Origin of the sequence: Polynucleobacter sp. AP-Elch-400A-B2 (assembly GCF_018688355.1) — a bacterium.
Classification (GTDB): Bacteria; Pseudomonadota; Gammaproteobacteria; order Burkholderiales; family Burkholderiaceae; genus Polynucleobacter.
In genome coordinates this window covers 828,436-843,806 of record NZ_CP061317.1, presented here as the reverse complement: position 1 = coordinate 843,806, position 15,371 = coordinate 828,436, and the positions used below count along the sequence as shown (strand labels likewise).

General features: G+C 47.3%; 10 protein-coding genes. 5 read left to right on the top strand and 5 right to left on the bottom strand.

The genetic code is table 11. The features are described from left to right. Positions 1 to 12 precede the first annotated feature (12 nt). The 5 genes from carB to gloB all read right to left on the bottom strand — a co-directional run bounded on the left by carB (position 13) and on the right by gloB (position 8,843). Positions 13 to 3,276 carry a carbamoyl-phosphate synthase large subunit gene (carB, locus tag FD977_RS04340; protein WP_215306638.1) on the bottom strand — a complete coding sequence of 1,088 codons (3,264 nt, stop codon included), beginning with the start codon at positions 3,274 to 3,276 and terminating at the stop codon, positions 13 to 15. After that, the gene (gene carA / locus FD977_RS04335; protein ID WP_215307047.1) at positions 3,276 to 4,469 is read right to left on the bottom strand and encodes a glutamine-hydrolyzing carbamoyl-phosphate synthase small subunit; all 1,194 of its coding nucleotides are present in this window, start codon (positions 4,467 to 4,469) and stop codon (positions 3,276 to 3,278) included. The genes carB and carA overlap by 1 nt, the downstream gene beginning before the upstream one ends. 245 nt (positions 4,470 to 4,714) lie before the next feature. Next, positions 4,715 to 6,598, bottom strand: coding sequence for a propionate--CoA ligase (locus FD977_RS04330; RefSeq protein WP_215306636.1), 1,884 nt, complete (start codon positions 6,596 to 6,598; stop codon positions 4,715 to 4,717). 35 nt (positions 6,599 to 6,633) lie between these two features. Further along, positions 6,634 to 8,034, bottom strand: a complete 1,401-nt coding sequence (locus tag FD977_RS04325; RefSeq protein ID WP_215306634.1) for a transglycosylase SLT domain-containing protein — start codon at positions 8,032 to 8,034, stop codon at positions 6,634 to 6,636. Further along, a complete protein-coding gene (gloB, locus tag FD977_RS04320; RefSeq protein WP_215306632.1) occupies positions 8,034 to 8,843 on the bottom strand; it encodes a hydroxyacylglutathione hydrolase in 810 nt (269 codons plus the stop codon). The genes FD977_RS04325 and gloB overlap by 1 nt, the downstream gene beginning before the upstream one ends. A gap of 6 nt (positions 8,844 to 8,849) precedes the next feature. Between gloB and FD977_RS04315 the strand changes: the two genes are divergently transcribed. The 5 genes from FD977_RS04315 (at position 8,850) to dnaQ (ending at position 15,362) form a co-directional block, all read left to right on the top strand. Beyond that, a complete protein-coding gene (locus FD977_RS04315; RefSeq protein WP_215306630.1) occupies positions 8,850 to 9,665 on the top strand; it encodes a class I SAM-dependent methyltransferase in 816 nt (271 codons plus the stop codon). 4 nt (positions 9,666 to 9,669) lie between these two features. After that, positions 9,670 to 10,125: a ribonuclease HI gene (gene rnhA, locus FD977_RS04310; RefSeq protein WP_215306628.1), complete on the top strand. Its 456-nt coding sequence runs from the start codon at positions 9,670 to 9,672 to the stop codon at positions 10,123 to 10,125. A gap of 118 nt (positions 10,126 to 10,243) precedes the next feature. Continuing rightward, positions 10,244 to 11,557, top strand: coding sequence for an efflux RND transporter periplasmic adaptor subunit (locus tag FD977_RS04305; RefSeq protein WP_215306626.1), 1,314 nt, complete (start codon positions 10,244 to 10,246; stop codon positions 11,555 to 11,557). Further along, the gene (locus FD977_RS04300; protein ID WP_215306624.1) at positions 11,554 to 14,652 is read left to right on the top strand and encodes an efflux RND transporter permease subunit; all 3,099 of its coding nucleotides are present in this window, start codon (positions 11,554 to 11,556) and stop codon (positions 14,650 to 14,652) included. The genes FD977_RS04305 and FD977_RS04300 overlap by 4 nt, the downstream gene beginning before the upstream one ends. Then, on the top strand, positions 14,652 to 15,362 hold the full coding sequence (gene dnaQ / locus FD977_RS04295) for a DNA polymerase III subunit epsilon (protein ID WP_215306622.1): 711 nt from the start codon (positions 14,652 to 14,654) through the stop codon (positions 15,360 to 15,362). The genes FD977_RS04300 and dnaQ overlap by 1 nt, the downstream gene beginning before the upstream one ends. Positions 15,363 to 15,371 lie beyond the last annotated feature (9 nt).

Sequence of the window (15,371 nt, the reverse complement as noted above, 5' to 3'; positions counted from 1 at the left end):
ACCTCACTTAATTTAATTGAGAGTCTTGTGTAGATTTTGCAATGAATACACCTCGAGCGACTCTTTGTTGCCATTTTGCGAAGCTAATAAACCGTCCATCACCGCACGTGCCGCACTAATTGTGGTGTAGTAAGTCACATTATTAGCTTGAGCGCTAGTACGAATGGAGCGTGAATCCGCAATTGCGGTGCGAGTCTCATCAACCGTAGTAAATACCAGGGATATCTCACCGTTCTTGATCAAGTCAACAATGTGTGGACGGCCATCCTTAACCTTGTTAACTACGCGTACTGGTAAGCCAGCCTCCTCAATCGCTGCGGCAGTACCTTTAGTAGCAACCATGGGGAATCCCAATTGATGCAAAAGCTTAGCTACTTCAACTGCTTTAGGCTTGTCGCTATCTTTCACGGTTAACAACACAGTGCCACTCTTAGGTAACTTGATTCCTGCGCCTAATTGCGATTTGAAGAGCGCTTCACCAAAAGTCTTACCAACGCCCATCACCTCACCGGTAGAGCGCATCTCTGGTCCGAGAATTGGATCAATACCTGGGAACTTGTTAAATGGGAACACCGCCTCTTTTACTGAGTAGTAAGCTGGCTTGACTTCATTCAGAATGCCTTGCTGTTTCAGAGTTTGACCCACCATACAGCGAGCTGCAATCTTGGCCAACTGCAAGCCCGTTGCTTTGGATACGAATGGAACGGTACGAGAAGCGCGCGGGTTTACCTCGAGTACATAGATGACGTCTTTACCATCGACGTGCTGAATCGCAAACTGCACGTTCATCAAACCAACTACGTTCAGACCTTTAGCCATCGCCGCAGTTTGACGCTTGATTTCTGCAATCGTCTCATCCGATAAGGAGTATGGCGGCAATGAACAAGCAGAGTCACCTGAGTGAACGCCGGCTTGCTCAATGTGTTCCATCACACCGCCGATAAATACCTGCTGACCATCGCTAATGCAATCCACATCACATTCAATCGCATCGTTCAAGAAGCGATCCAGTAATACTGGTGAGTCATGGGAGACTTTGACAGCTTCACGCATGTAGCGCTCAAGATCACGGCCATCGTGTACGATTTCCATCGCGCGGCCACCCAATACATAGGAAGGACGCACCACCAATGGGTAACCAATTTCTTCAGCAAGCTTCAGAGCTTCATCTTCTGCACGGGCGGTACGGTTAGGCGGCTGACGCAAATTCAACTCATGCAATAGCTTCTGAAAACGCTCGCGGTCTTCTGCAGCATCAATCATGTCTGGCGATGTACCGATGATTGGTACGCCATTGGCCTCAAGATCCAAAGCCAACTTCAAGGGAGTCTGACCGCCATACTGAACGATGACGCCTTTTGGCTTTTCAATTGCCACGATCTCTAAAACATCTTCTAGTGTTAATGGCTCAAAATACAGGCGATCAGATGTGTCATAGTCAGTGGAAACAGTTTCTGGATTGCAGTTCACCATAATGGTTTCATAACCATCTTCGCGCATTGCCAAGGCGGCATGAACGCAGCAGTAGTCAAACTCAATACCTTGACCGATGCGGTTAGGACCGCCGCCCAAAACCATGATCTTGTCTTTAGTGCTTGGCTGAGATTCGCACTCACCATGCTCTGCTTCGTAAGTGGAGTACAGATAGGCTGTGTTCGTAGAGAACTCAGCAGCACAGGTATCTACCCGCTTGTAGACTGGAACTACATTGAGGCGATGACGTGCTGCGCGAACGGAAGAAGCATCTACTCCTAATAATTTCGCTAAGCGACGATCTGAGAAACCTTTTTGCTTAATGAAATGCAACTCAGATGCGGACAAACTATCGAGCTTACGCTGCTTGAGCTCAGTCTCCATGATGATGAGCTCTTCGATTTGCTCTAAGAACCAAGGATCAACCTTAGTCTCGTTATAAATCTCATCCAAGCCCATACCCATACGAAAAGCATCCGCCAAATACCAAATACGGTCTGGGCCTGGCTCACCGATTTCTTGAATGATGTCATCTAAGTCTGTAGAAACTTCATCAAGACCATCAACACCCACCTCTAAACCGCGGAGTGCTTTTTGGAAAGACTCTTGGAATGTGCGGCCAATGGCCATCACCTCACCGACGGACTTCATCTGCGTAGTTAAACGAGAATCTGCTTGCGGGAATTTCTCAAAGGCAAAACGAGGAATCTTCGTTACAACGTAATCGATTGATGGCTCAAAAGATGCTGGAGTAGCACCGCCGGTAATATCATTCTTTAACTCATCTAAGGTGTAGCCTACTGCTAGCTTTGCAGCAATCTTCGCAATCGGGAAACCCGTTGCTTTTGAAGCCAAGGCAGATGAACGTGAAACACGGGGGTTCATCTCAATGACAATCATACGACCATCAACTGGGTTAATCGAGAACTGTACATTTGAACCACCGGTATCCACGCCAATTTCACGCAAGACCGCAATCGAGGCGTTACGCAAAATTTGATACTCTTTATCCGTCAAGGTTTGTGCAGGAGCAACCGTGATCGAATCACCGGTATGCACGCCCATCGGGTCTAAGTTTTCGATTGAGCAGACGATGATGCAGTTATCAGCGCGGTCACGCACCACTTCCATCTCGAACTCTTTCCAACCTAAGAGCGATTCTTCAATCAAGAGCTCACGGGTTGGTGATAAATCTAAACCGCGCTTACAAATCTCTTCAAACTCTTCACGGTTGTAAGCAATACCGCCGCCTGATCCACCCATGGTGAATGAAGGACGAATGACCACTGGGAAACCTAAACTGTCAGTCTCTTTCTGAATGCGTTGTTGCACTTCGTGCGCTTCATCCATGGAGTGCGCAATACCAGACTTCGCAGAACCCAAACCAATCTTTGTCATCGCATCTTTAAACTTTTGACGATCCTCGGCTTTATCAATCGCCTCTGGTGAAGCGCCAATCAGTTCGCAACCGTATTTCTCGAGAATACCGTGGCGATGTAAATCGAGCGCGCAGTTCAAGGCAGTTTGACCGCCCATCGTTGGCAAAATAGCATCAGGTTTCTCAGTGGCGATAATGCGCTCCACTACTTCCCAAGTAATTGGCTCGATGTATGTCACATCCGCCATTTCAGGATCAGTCATGATGGTGGCAGGATTGCTGTTCACCAAAATCACTTTGTAACCTTCGTCACGCAGAGCTTTACAAGCTTGCGCACCAGAATAATCAAACTCACAGGCCTGACCAATCACTATGGGGCCAGCACCAATAATCAGAATGCTCTTAATGTCGCTACGCTTAGGCATTATTTGCCCCCCTTATTACCAACAGCGGCAGCATTCATGAACTCCACAAAACGATCAAATAAATAGGCGATATCGTGAGGGCCTGGTGAGGCCTCAGGATGTCCTTGGAAACACAAAGCAGGCTTATCTTTCCAAGCTAGGCCTTGCAGTGATCCATCAAATAAAGACACATGCGTAACGCGAATGTTGTCAGGCAAAGTTTTTGCATCCACAGCAAAGCCATGATTCTGAGAAGTAATTGCTACGCGCCCCGTATCCAAATCTTTTACAGGGTGGTTTGCACCATGGTGGCCAAACTTCATTTTTAGAGTTTTAGCGCCGGCAGCCAAGCCCATGATCTGGTGACCCAAACAAATACCGAAAGTCGGAATGCCCTTTTCGATAATTTCTTTAGCAGCAGCAATCGCGTAATCACATGGGCCAGGATCTCCAGGGCCATTTGAGAAGAACACACCATCTGGGTTCATTGCCAACACTTCGGCAGCGCTAGTTTGTGCTGGAACAATCGTTAACTCACAACCACGCTCAGTGAGCATGCGCAAAATATTACGCTTCACACCAAAATCATAAGCAACGACTTTTTTGCTGGGCTTAGTGACATCTAAAGATCGATAGGCAGGTTTGTCATTAGGGCCATGCAGGTCCCATTCAGCCTCACGCCATTGGTATGGGGTTTTTGTTGTTACCACTTTAGCCAGATCTAAACCAGCCATACCCGGGAAGGCTTTAGCCAGTTCTAAGGCTTTCTTGCCGAGGGTCTCTACGTTATCACCCAGCTTGCCAGCCACAATCGCGCCGGACTGAGCGCCTTTATCGCGCAGGATACGAGTGAGCTTGCGGGTATCGATACCAGAGATGCCTACTACCCCTGCTTTTGTGAGATAGCTGTCCAGAGTTTCCTCAGAGCGGAAATTCGAGACACGCTTAGAGAGGTCTTTCACAACCAAGCCAGCCGCATGAATCTGATCCGACTCAGCGTCTTGACTGTTTACACCAACGTTTCCGATGTGTGGGTAAGTCAAGGTAACAATTTGGCGTGAGTAACTAGGATCAGTGATGATCTCTTGATAGCCCGTAAGTGCGGTATTGAAAACAACTTCGCCGGTAGTTTCGCCAGGGGCGCCAATACTAAGACCGGGAAATATAGTGCCGTCGGCTAAGGCCAACACGGCGGGAGGAAAAGAAGGAAGCAAGGGTGACAAACCATCTCCAGTCCCTGCTCCATCCGACGCTCAACACCCCAAAAAGACCAACCCAGGACTGTTTGTGCGGGAGGTGAGTGTCTTTAAGCGCTAGGGTAATTTATTAAGTTTTGAACCGTTCAATCATACCAGTTTTGCGTATAAACCCTTGGATTCGCAGCCAATTGGGCTTGCAAGGTAATAAGCCCCTGAGTCGCACGACCAAGGGGCTTATTTTTGATACAGCCAGGCTGGGTTTAAGGCTTTGCGCTTTGCTCGATGATGGTCTTAATTTGCGCTAAAACGGTTTGATCTTCCATCGTGCTGATATCACCAGGATCACGCCCTTCAGCTACAGCCTGAAGAGCACGGCGCACGATCTTGCCTGAACGGGTCTTAGGCAAGGCTGTGACTACATAAACCCGACCTGGACGAGCAATTGCACCTAGAGTGGTATCCACGGTTTTCATGCACTCTGCCTCTAGAGTAGCAATGTTCGAGGCATCCTTTGGAATCACAAAGGCGATCGCTGCCTGTCCCTTGAGCTTGTCCTCAATACCCACCACTGCGACTTCAGAGATATTCGGATGACTAGAAATACTTTCTTCGATCTCACGGGTGCCTAAGCGATGACCAGCAACGTTAATCACGTCATCAGTTCGGCCTAAGATAAAGAAGTAACCGTCCTTATCTTTAATGCCCCAGTCAAAAGTAGAGTAAATCATCTTGCCGGGGATAGTTTCCCAATAGGTACTTACAAAACGCTTATCGTCACCCCAGACAGTTTGCATACAGCCTGGAGGCAAAGGACCCTCAATCGCAATTACACCCTTCCGATCTGGACCCAACTCTTCCGAGGTCGCGTCATCCAACAACTTCATGTTGTAACCAAATGACGGGACTCCTGGCGAACCAAACTTGTGTGGCATCACTTCTACGCCACGCTGAATTGCCAGCATCGGCCAACCCGTTTCTGTCTGCCAATAGTTATCCACGATCGGCTTCTTAATCGCATCATGAATCCAGGTTGCCGTTGGCTCATCCAAAGGCTCGCCTGCCAAGAACAAAGCACGCAAGCTCGAGAGATCATATTTAGTTAAGAAGGCAGGATCTTGTTTCTTGAGAACACGAACTGCAGTTGGTGCAGAGAACATGACTGAGACTTTGTGCTTCTCAACCAGCTCCCACCAAATACCTGCATCAGGACGTAAGGGTGTGCCTTCATAAAGAATCGTTGCCATGCCGTTTAGCAATGGCGCATAAATGATGTAGCTATGGCCCACCACCCAACCAATATCGGATGTACAGAACATGGTCTCGCCAGGATTACCGCAGAAGATGTGCTCCATGGTGGAGGCTAAGGCGACGGCGTAACCACCGGTGTCGCGCTGTACTCCCTTAGGCTTACCGGTAGTACCAGAGGTGTACAAAATATAGGAAGTGTGGGTTGCATCCACCCACTCAATCGGCACTAAATCATTGAGGTGTTTCTGGCGCTCAGTTGCGTAATCTAAATCTCGACCGGCTACTGTGGTGAAATCAGTCAGGCCACGATTGACGATCAGGACTTTTTCAGGCTTGTAGTCTGCCAGCTTGATTGCCTCATCCAGTAAAGGCTTGTAAGGGACCGCTTTACCACCACGCGCGCCCGCTTCTGCAGTCACAATCATTTTCGGTTTTGCATCATCGATACGCGATGCCAAGCTATGAGATGCAAACCCACCAAACACCACGGAGTGAATTGCACCAATGCGTGTACAAGCGAGCATTGCAAAACAAGCTTCTGCAATCATCGGCATGTAAATCAATACGCGATCGCCCTTTTGAACACCGTTTGCTTTATAAATAGCGGCAATACGATTGACTTCTTCGTAGAGCTCTTTAAATGTGTATGCTTTTTCTAGATTAGTTTCTGTTGAAACAGCGACTAGTGCGATTTGGTTTGCACGATCCTTGAGATGACGATCAACTGCGTTGTAGCAAAGATTGGTTAATCCACCCTCAAACCATTTAGCAAACGGAGGGTTTGCATAATCCAGAACTTGATTAAATGGTTTTTCCCAATGAATGAGTTTTGCCTGCTCTCCCCAAAATCCATCTGGGTCTTTAATGGAGCGTTCGTGTTCTGACTTATAGGACATGGTCAACCTAAATGAGTAAATTAAAGTGTCTAGACTTACTGAAGCTTGCTAGCTCCCTTGCTAGTGGAAGTCTTGGGAGTTGAGCTAGCTGTATTCGAAGATCCATTTTTCGCAGATTTTGCAAGCCCTGTCGATGCGGATTTATGCTGAGTTGCAGCTTTATTCGCAGAAGAATTACCCTTAGCAGCACCTTTTCCAGTCTTTGCCGCTACGCACTTAGTCCCTTTTGCACAATTTTTAGGCGCTGACTTATCCAAATTGAGACTGCCGTTTTCGGCTAAAGCCACTGAGATATCGCCAGGGCGCTGGTGAGTTTTAGGCACTAAAACTGTTGAACCCGCCCGAATTCTCATGCCTTTGGGGATACTATTGACTGTTCTTAAGGTATCTACATCAACACCAAGCGTTTTTGCGGCTTGGTCAACCGACTCCGTCTTAGTCACCTGTACCGCCGACCAAGAAGACAGTGGTTTGGTGTACTTCTTGAGGTTTTCCTGGAAGACCTCAGCATGTCCAAACGGTAGCAAGATTTGCTGATTAGCGTTACTCAAGATGACCGGCTTATTGAATGAGGGATTCAGACTATGGAACTCGTCCTCCGGAATTTCACTCAGCTTAATTACCAGAGCCACATCAATATCAGACCCAACATCCACAGCGACAAAGTAAGGATGGTTTTCTAAATCCGGTAGAACAATGCCATAAGCCTGCGGGTCTAAAACAATTTGTCGGTAGGCCATTAACTTCGGAACATAGTTTCGTGTCTCGTTGGGCATCTTGAGACTCAGGTAATCCGTAGGGAGTCCTGCAGCAAGATTGCGTTTCTGCGCTTTTGAAACATTACCTGCGCCCCAGTTATAGGCAGCCAGAGCGAGATCCCAACTACCGAATTGTTTGTATAGACGCTGCAGATAATCCAATGCCGCATCAGTAGATTGCAATACATCTCTCCGCTCATCTCTAAAGACGTTCTGGGTAAGCTGAAAATCTTTACCTGTTGCAGGCATAAATTGCCACAGGCCCATGGCCTTAGCACTGGACTTCGCATTGGTCACGAATGCGCTTTCGACAAACGGAAGCAAGGCGATCTCCGTTGGCATATTGCGTGCATTCACCTCTTGCACGATGTAAAACAGATAGCGTGATGAACGAGCCATTGAGCGATGCACATAGTCTGGACGCGCACTGAGCCAGCGCACTTGCTCAATCTCCAGCGGCGTATTCATGGGCTTCATCTCAAACCCATCCCGAATCCGAATCCAAAGATTGCTCGATGGTGCGTACAGCTCACTGACCGATTGATTTTGGAGGTTGACCCGCTTAGCTTTAGAAGCGCGTGGATCCTGACGTGTCGGGGTATCCGAAGACCAATCTCCTGTACTGGCACAACCTGAGAGTACAGTAATCATGAGGATCACTGCATAGCGCCACAACATCAGAACCGATCCTTCCACGCCCGAATCACCGCCAGTACATGGGCAGGTGTAGGTAGAGATTTTTCGCCAGAGACCTCCAGAGCAGCTTCGATCACAGCCGGTTGATCACAACGCATGAATGGGTTGACTTGTAGTTCTTGTCCGATGGTCGTTGGTAATGTTGGTTGGTGTTGATCGCGCAGAGCTTTAGCGGTTTCCGCCCAAGTAATCAGGTTGGCATTATTCGGCTCAACCGCCAGCGCAAAGCGAATATTGGATAAGGTGTATTCATGGGTGCAATACACCAGAGTATTTTTGGGTAAGGCGATAAACTTCTCGAGAGATTGGCTCATCTGCGTTGGGGTGCCCTCAAACAAGCGACCACAGCCAGATGCAAATAAGGTATCCCCACAGAACAGCATGGGCTCAACTACATTGGCCTGCATGTTTGCAAAGTAAGCAATGTGACTCAAGGTATGACCAGGTACCTCATAAACCTCGAGGCTAAGACGAGGTGCAGCGATTTCAACTTTGTCACCCTCCATCAGGGCATGCGTGCGACCCGGAATATCAATCGCGGCAGGGCCATAAACCGGAATCGTTGAGCCAAGGGCATTGAGCAAGGTAACAATGCCACCGGTATGGTCTGCATGGTGATGGGTAATTAAAATGCCAGTCAGAGTCAGCTGATTTTGCTCGAGATATTGCAATACTGGGGCAGCATCACCTGGATCCACGATCAAAGCAGACTCGCCATCATGGATACACCAGAGGTAATTGTCATCAAAAGCCGGTATCGGCCAAACTTGCAATAAAGTATTCTTCACCATAGACCCATGATACCAACCCCACCCGCCCCCTCTCAGATACCCGCACCACCATGGAGTTCGTGGGAAAAGTGGCTGCAATCACCCCCTGGACGCTATGTACTTGCATGGGAGCAAAAATGCTTTAATCAAATTGTGGCTGATGTCTTCGGTTTTTATGCCGTACAAATTGGCTTGCCGCAAATGAATACCTTGGTAGAAAACCGCATGCCCTTGCACGCGTTACTAATAAACACCCATGACCGGCAAAAACAGGCCGGCCAGTTTAATTGGCATCAGATTGAGGGCAATGCCAATGAGCTCCCCTTTGCTTCAGAATCCATTGATTTATTGGTGATGCCACATGTCTTAGAATTTGCTGCTGACCCTCATCAAATTCTGCGAGAGGCTGAGCGCGTCCTGCGCCCTGAAGGGCGCTTGATTATTTCAGGATTCAATCCGGCCAGTCTTTGGGGTATGCGTCAATATCTCAGCAGATTAATCGGCACCCCCTACTTACCAAGGGATGGTCAATTTATTGGCCTTCTTAGAATTAAAGACTGGCTGCAACTGCTGAACTTCTCGTTAGATAGAGGCCATTTTGGCTGCTATAAACTCCCCTTGAGTGGCGAGTCAGGCATGGCCAGAATGGACTTTATGGAGCCGGCTGGCAACCGCTGGTGGCCTATTTTTGGAGCTGTTTTTCTGGTTTCGGCCATTAAGCGCCAGCAAGGCATCCGCCTGATCGGACAAGTCCAAGGCCTACGCATCCCTGCGATCACTCAATTGAACCCGGTAGCTGAAAGTCGCCAGCAGTTAGCAAACCAGCAAGACCGAGTAAATTAACGACATGTCCCACGCCAAACCACTTCCTCATATCGTCATTTATACCGATGGTGCCTGCAAAGGTAATCCGGGTCCTGGGGGCTGGGGTGCCGTTCTACGCTCAGGCGGACATGAGAAGCACCTCCATGGTGGCGCTGAACATACCACCAACAATCGCATGGAAATTAGCGCTGTAATTCATGCGCTGCGAGCCCTGAAGCAAACTAGCTCGGTAGAACTGTGGACTGACTCTCAGTATGTTCAAAAAGGTGTGACTGAGTGGCTGGAGGGCTGGAAAAAGAGGGGCTGGAAGACCGCCAGCAAAGATCACGTCAAAAATGCTGATTTATGGCAAGAATTAGATGCCCTGATTCCAGACCATCAAATCTCATGGCATTGGGTTCGTGGCCACAACGGCCACCCTGGAAATGAGCTAGCAGACCTATTGGCAAACAAAGGTGTAGAAGAATTTCTGCCCTAATTGGGATCAGGGCACTACCACCCATGTTTAAGAGCCTTGTGAGAGAATAATCCCGTTCCAGGACAGCAAAGCTGACTCCCTACCTAACCGATATAAAACAAAGAAAAATACCTAGACTGTGTCAAAAATTGAATTAGCCCTTGATAAAGCAGTCGCTTCACTGCCAAAGCTCAAAAACTGGGTGCTGGGCCGCCTCTGTGCACTGTGGAAAAAAACTTCTCCATACCTACAACTAGATAAGCTCAAAAAATTAGACTTCACTACCGTTAAAGCATTTACCCTGAAATACAAGTGGCGCATTTTGATTGTGCTGATCATTTTGTATGCTGGCTCCAAAACCTACGACTTTTTTTTTCCTGCAGGAAAAAAGGCGGGAGGTCCTCAAGTAATTACTAGCGTAGTAGCAGAGAAAAGGGATGTACCTCTCATTATTGAAGCTACCGGCACGATCATCTCCAATAGCATCGTCGATATTCGCCCAATGATCACGAATACAGTGAAGACTATTCACGTGAAGGATGGGCAAGAAGTCAAAGAAGGTGAACTCCTCTTTACCCTCGATGATCGCAACGACCGCGCCAACTATGAGAAGTTAAAAGCATTAGCGGATGACGCTCAAAAACAATATTTACGTGCCAAGGAGCTGGTAGAAAAAAACTTCATCTCCAAGGCTGGTCTAGAAACCTCCCTTGCCAATGCAAAGTCTGCTCAGGCAGCTGCTAGGTCTGCCGAGGTACAACTCTCCTTTGACTCAATTCGCTCACCGATTAACGGAAGAGCAGGCATCATCAACGTCTTCCCCGGCTCTCTAGTGCAAGCAAGTAATGTCGTAACAATTTCAACAAGCTCTACTGCTACCTCGAGCGTAGGTTCGATGGTCACAATCACGCAACTTAACCCAATTAATGTTCAGTTTGTCATTCCAGAAAAAGATATTCCCATCATTCTAGAAAATAAAAAAGATGATGCACCTTTACAAGTAAAAGTGACTATTGGTGATACCGGAAAAAATACTTATGAAGGTCAAGTTCTGGTGATCGATAACCAAGTTGACCCGTTGATTGCCGCAGTTCGTGTCAAAGCACAAATTCCGAACGATAAGTTAGAAATACTCCCCGGGCAATTTGCACGCGTTTCGCTTAATGCCAACACCTTAAAAGACGTGATTGCCGTTCCCACCCAAGCTATTGTCATCGGCCCTACTGGGCGTCTAGTATATGTAGTTGATAAAGACGATAAAGTCACCGCAAAGCCGGTGAAAGTACCCTATGAGTATTTGGGTACCTCAGTCATTACTGGAATTAGCGCTGGCGATCGGATTGTGGTTGAGGGTAAGCAGAATCTACGCACCGGCAGTAAAGTGCGTGAGGCAAAAACTGCTAAATCAGAGAAGCCGCCCGCTGATAAAACTACTACCGCTGAACCAAAATGACGCTTTCTGAGTTATGTATTAGACGTCCCGTAATGACGGTATTACTGTCAATTGCAACTGTCATTGCTGGAACTGTTGCCTATACTAAGATTCCAGTAGCCGCTCTTCCTAGTTTCAATACGCCAGTGATTTCGGTATCGGCCAGCTTACCTGGTGCATCACCAGAAATTATGGCCTCGGCTGTTGCACTGCCACTTGAAAAAGAATTCTCAACAATTGATGGCATTAAAGTCATCAGCTCCACCAACTCACTTGGCTCTACAAGTGTCACCCTTGAATTTACAAGCGATCGCGATATTGATAAAGCGGCTGTAGATGTTCAGGCAGCCCTCTTACGCGCCCAACGCCGTTTACCAATTGAAATGACGGTACCGCCTTCGTATCGAAAGATTAATCCTGCCGATACACCCGTATTAATTGTGCGCATGAGCTCCCCGTCAATCAGCCTCTCTGAAATGAATGCTTATGCAGAGAACCTGCTGTCTCCAAACCTATCCACTATTTCTGGGGTTTCACAAGTAGCAGTTTATGGAGCAAAGCGGTATGCAGTCAGAGTAAGCGTGAGACCAGATGCTTTGGGTAATCGCAATATCACCATGGATGAGGTGGCAGCTGCAGTCAACAAGGCCAATACCAATAGCCCGATTGGAACCCTTGACGGCCCCCGCCAGCTGATCACCATCTATGCCAATCCACAACTAGTGTCAGCTGAAGAATTTGGCAACCTGATCGTTGCCCAGCGCAATGGGTATCCAATCTATCTCAAAGATGTTGCTGATGTACAAGAAAGTTTTGAGGACGTAAAGACCTTTGCCTCGGCAAAAGGTGAGCGCTCAATAGCGATTGCTGTTCTACGTCAACCAAATGCCAATACGGTTGAAGTTGTTGATTCCATTAAAAAACTATTACCTTCTCTCAAAGCGCAAATGCCGGAATCTATTCAGTTAACCCTGATTAATGACCGATCACTTTCGATTATTGAGTCGATTCATGATGTCAATCTCACACTGCTTCTCACTATCGCACTCGTTGTCTTGGTAATCTTCCTATTTCTAAAGCATGTGTCTGCAACCGTCATTCCATCCATTAGCTTGCCGATCTCTCTGATCGGCGCATTCTTTGTTTTCTACTTTTTAGGCTACAGCCTGAATAACATTTCCTTGTTGGGTATCACTCTTGCCGTTGGCCTGGTGGTTGATGATGCAATCGTAGTATTAGAAAACATCATGCGTTATGTTGAAGAAGGCATGGATCCCTTAAAAGCTGCTTTAAAAGGCAGTAAAGAGGTTGGCTTTACGATCATTTCCATCTCCCTGTCTCTGGTGGCAGTATTTATTCCACTGTTTTTCATGGCAGGCCCAATCGGTCTTCTCTTTAGAGAATTTGCCGTTGTGGTGACACTATCAATCCTAGTGTCAGCTGTTGTCTCATTAACAGTAGTACCCATGTTATGCAGCCGCTTTTTGCCTAAACCTGGTGATCATCCAAAAGAATATGAAATCACAAAGCAGTTCGATCGTGTATATGAATGGACCTTAAATAAATATGTTCACTTTTTAGATTTAGCCTTGGCAAATAGAAAGAGAGTGTTATTTGGGGCATTAGCCAGTTTTGTTATCACGATTGCTCTCTTCGTCTACAGTCCAAAAGGATTCTTTCCGGAAGAAGACATTGGCCAATTACGCGTGACTGTTGAGGCATCTGAGGACACTTCCTTTAGCGCAATGATGGCTTTGCAAGATCAGGCTGCGAAAGTGGTTGATAGCGACTCCAATGTGGCAACCTCAATCTCTATTCTTGGTGGCGGCCAAAGTTCAGGTCGCAATACCGGAAGATTCTTCATCATTCTGAAGCCCAAGGATGAGCGCCAAAAAATGAGCAAGGTCATGGAGGGCCTTCGAGCCAAGTTCAAAGAAATTCCTGGCATTCAGGTCTATATGAGCCCGGTACAAAATTTACAGCTTGGTGGCCGAAGCAGTAAGAGTCGCTATCAATTTACCCTGCAAAGCGTTGGCTTTGAAGGTGTCAATGAATGGGCTGAGAAATTGTTGCAAAAAATGCGCGCTGATCCCATTTTTAAGGATGTCACTAGTGACTCGCAATTAAAGGGTTTGAATGTCAAAATTGAAATTGATCGAGAAAAAGCTGCGAGTGCGGGAGTGTCCATTGCCGATATTCGTACTGCTCTCTACTCTTCCTTCGGTGAAAGGCAGGTCTCCACCATCTATACCCCTGTCAATACCTATTATGTGATTTTGGAAACAGCAGAGAATGATCGTCAATTTGAGACAGACTTGAACAAAGTCTTCGTTCGGGGTAGAGCGACAGATAAATTGATTCCGCTATCCAGTCTGGCGAGCTTTGTCAGAACTGTGGGACCCACTGCAGTAAACCACCAAGGTCAAATTCCAGCGGTAACAATTTCTTTTAACCTTGCCCCAGATATTTTCTTGGGGGATGCAACAAAAGCAATAGATGGCTTTGTTAAGGCAGTTGCTTTACCACCCTCGATCATCACGAGTTATGGTGGTGATGCAGCCGTATTTAAAGACAATCAATCAGGTCAAGTCATTTTGCTGTTGGCTGCACTAGGCGTTATTTATATCTTGCTTGGCGTTCTGTACGAGAGCTATATCCACCCTCTCACTATTTTGGCCGGCCTGCCTTCTGCAGCGATTGGTGCAATTTTGTCCTTGCGTATCTTCGGGTTTGAGTTAACTGTAGTTGCATCGATCGGCATCTTGCTGCTCATTGGTATTGTGAAGAAAAATGCAATTTTGATGATTGACTTTGCACTAGATGCGCAACGTAATCAAGGTATGACTCCCGAAAAAGCGATTCGTGAAGCCTGTATCTTGCGCTTTCGCCCCATCATGATGACGACTGTTGCAGCGCTCATGGGTGCCTTACCTATCGCTCTTGGACTTGGTGCTGGTGCTGAGCTGCGCCAACCATTAGGAATCAGCGTAGCTGGCGGTCTAATCTTCTCGCAGTTTGTTACGCTCATTATTACCCCTGTGATCTATCTGTATCTAGATAAGTACGCGGGTAACGGGCCCCTTGAAATACCCCCATCGGTCTTAGAAGGCACCTAATGCGTCAAGTGATTCTGGATACCGAAACGACCGGCCTAAATCCCGCTACAGGCGATCGTATTATTGAAATTGGTTGTGTTGAGATGGTGGGCCGCCGCTTAACTGATCGCACCTTTCATTACTACATTAATCCTGAGCGTGATATCGATGCTGGCGCTTTTGCAGTTCATGGACTCTCTCGTGAGTTCCTATCAGACAAACCCGTGTTCTCACATATTGTGGAAGAGTTAATTGAGTTTGTTGATGGCGCTGAAGTAGTTATTCATAACGCAGCGTTCGACTTAGGCTTTCTTGATAATGAATTTGCCTTGCTCAAGCGTCCAGCTTTTAGAGGTCTTGCTTCCAAAATTACTGACACCCTACTTGATGCCCGTCAGATGTTTCCGGGCAAGCGTAATTCGCTTGACGCCCTTTGCGAACGCTTTGCGATTAGCAATCAACATAGAACCTTGCACGGCGCTTTATTGGATGCTCAGTTATTGGCTGAAGTCTACGTAGCGATGACGCGTGGGCAAGAAGACTTATCGATTGACCTCATTGATTACACCGTTGGCACTGATGCCTCAGGACAAGCGAAAGCTTTGCCCACCAAGCTCAAAATCATAGCGGCGAGTGAGGAAGATTGCCAGCTACATGAAAAGATCTTGGCTGACATTGCCAAGGAGAGTAAGAAGGATCCTGTGTGGAGCCCTTCTGCTGTCGCAAGTTAATCAATATTT

Excerpts from the sequence above, each read along its gene's own strand:
- FD977_RS04315 (WP_215306630.1), top strand. The coding sequence starts at position 8,850 with ATGATACCAACCCCACCCGCCCCCTCTCAGATACCCGCACCACCATGG.
- rnhA (WP_215306628.1), top strand. The coding sequence starts at position 9,670 with ATGTCCCACGCCAAACCACTTCCTCATATCGTCATTTATACCGATGGT.
- FD977_RS04325 (WP_215306634.1), bottom strand. The coding sequence starts at position 8,034 with ATGTTGTGGCGCTATGCAGTGATCCTCATGATTACTGTACTCTCAGGT.
- FD977_RS04330 (WP_215306636.1), bottom strand. The coding sequence starts at position 6,598 with ATGTCCTATAAGTCAGAACACGAACGCTCCATTAAAGACCCAGATGGA.
- FD977_RS04300 (WP_215306624.1), top strand. The coding sequence starts at position 11,554 with ATGACGCTTTCTGAGTTATGTATTAGACGTCCCGTAATGACGGTATTA.
- dnaQ (WP_215306622.1), top strand. The coding sequence starts at position 14,652 with ATGCGTCAAGTGATTCTGGATACCGAAACGACCGGCCTAAATCCCGCT.
- gloB (WP_215306632.1), bottom strand. The coding sequence starts at position 8,843 with ATGGTGAAGAATACTTTATTGCAAGTTTGGCCGATACCGGCTTTTGAT.
- carB (WP_215306638.1), bottom strand. The coding sequence starts at position 3,276 with ATGCCTAAGCGTAGCGACATTAAGAGCATTCTGATTATTGGTGCTGGC.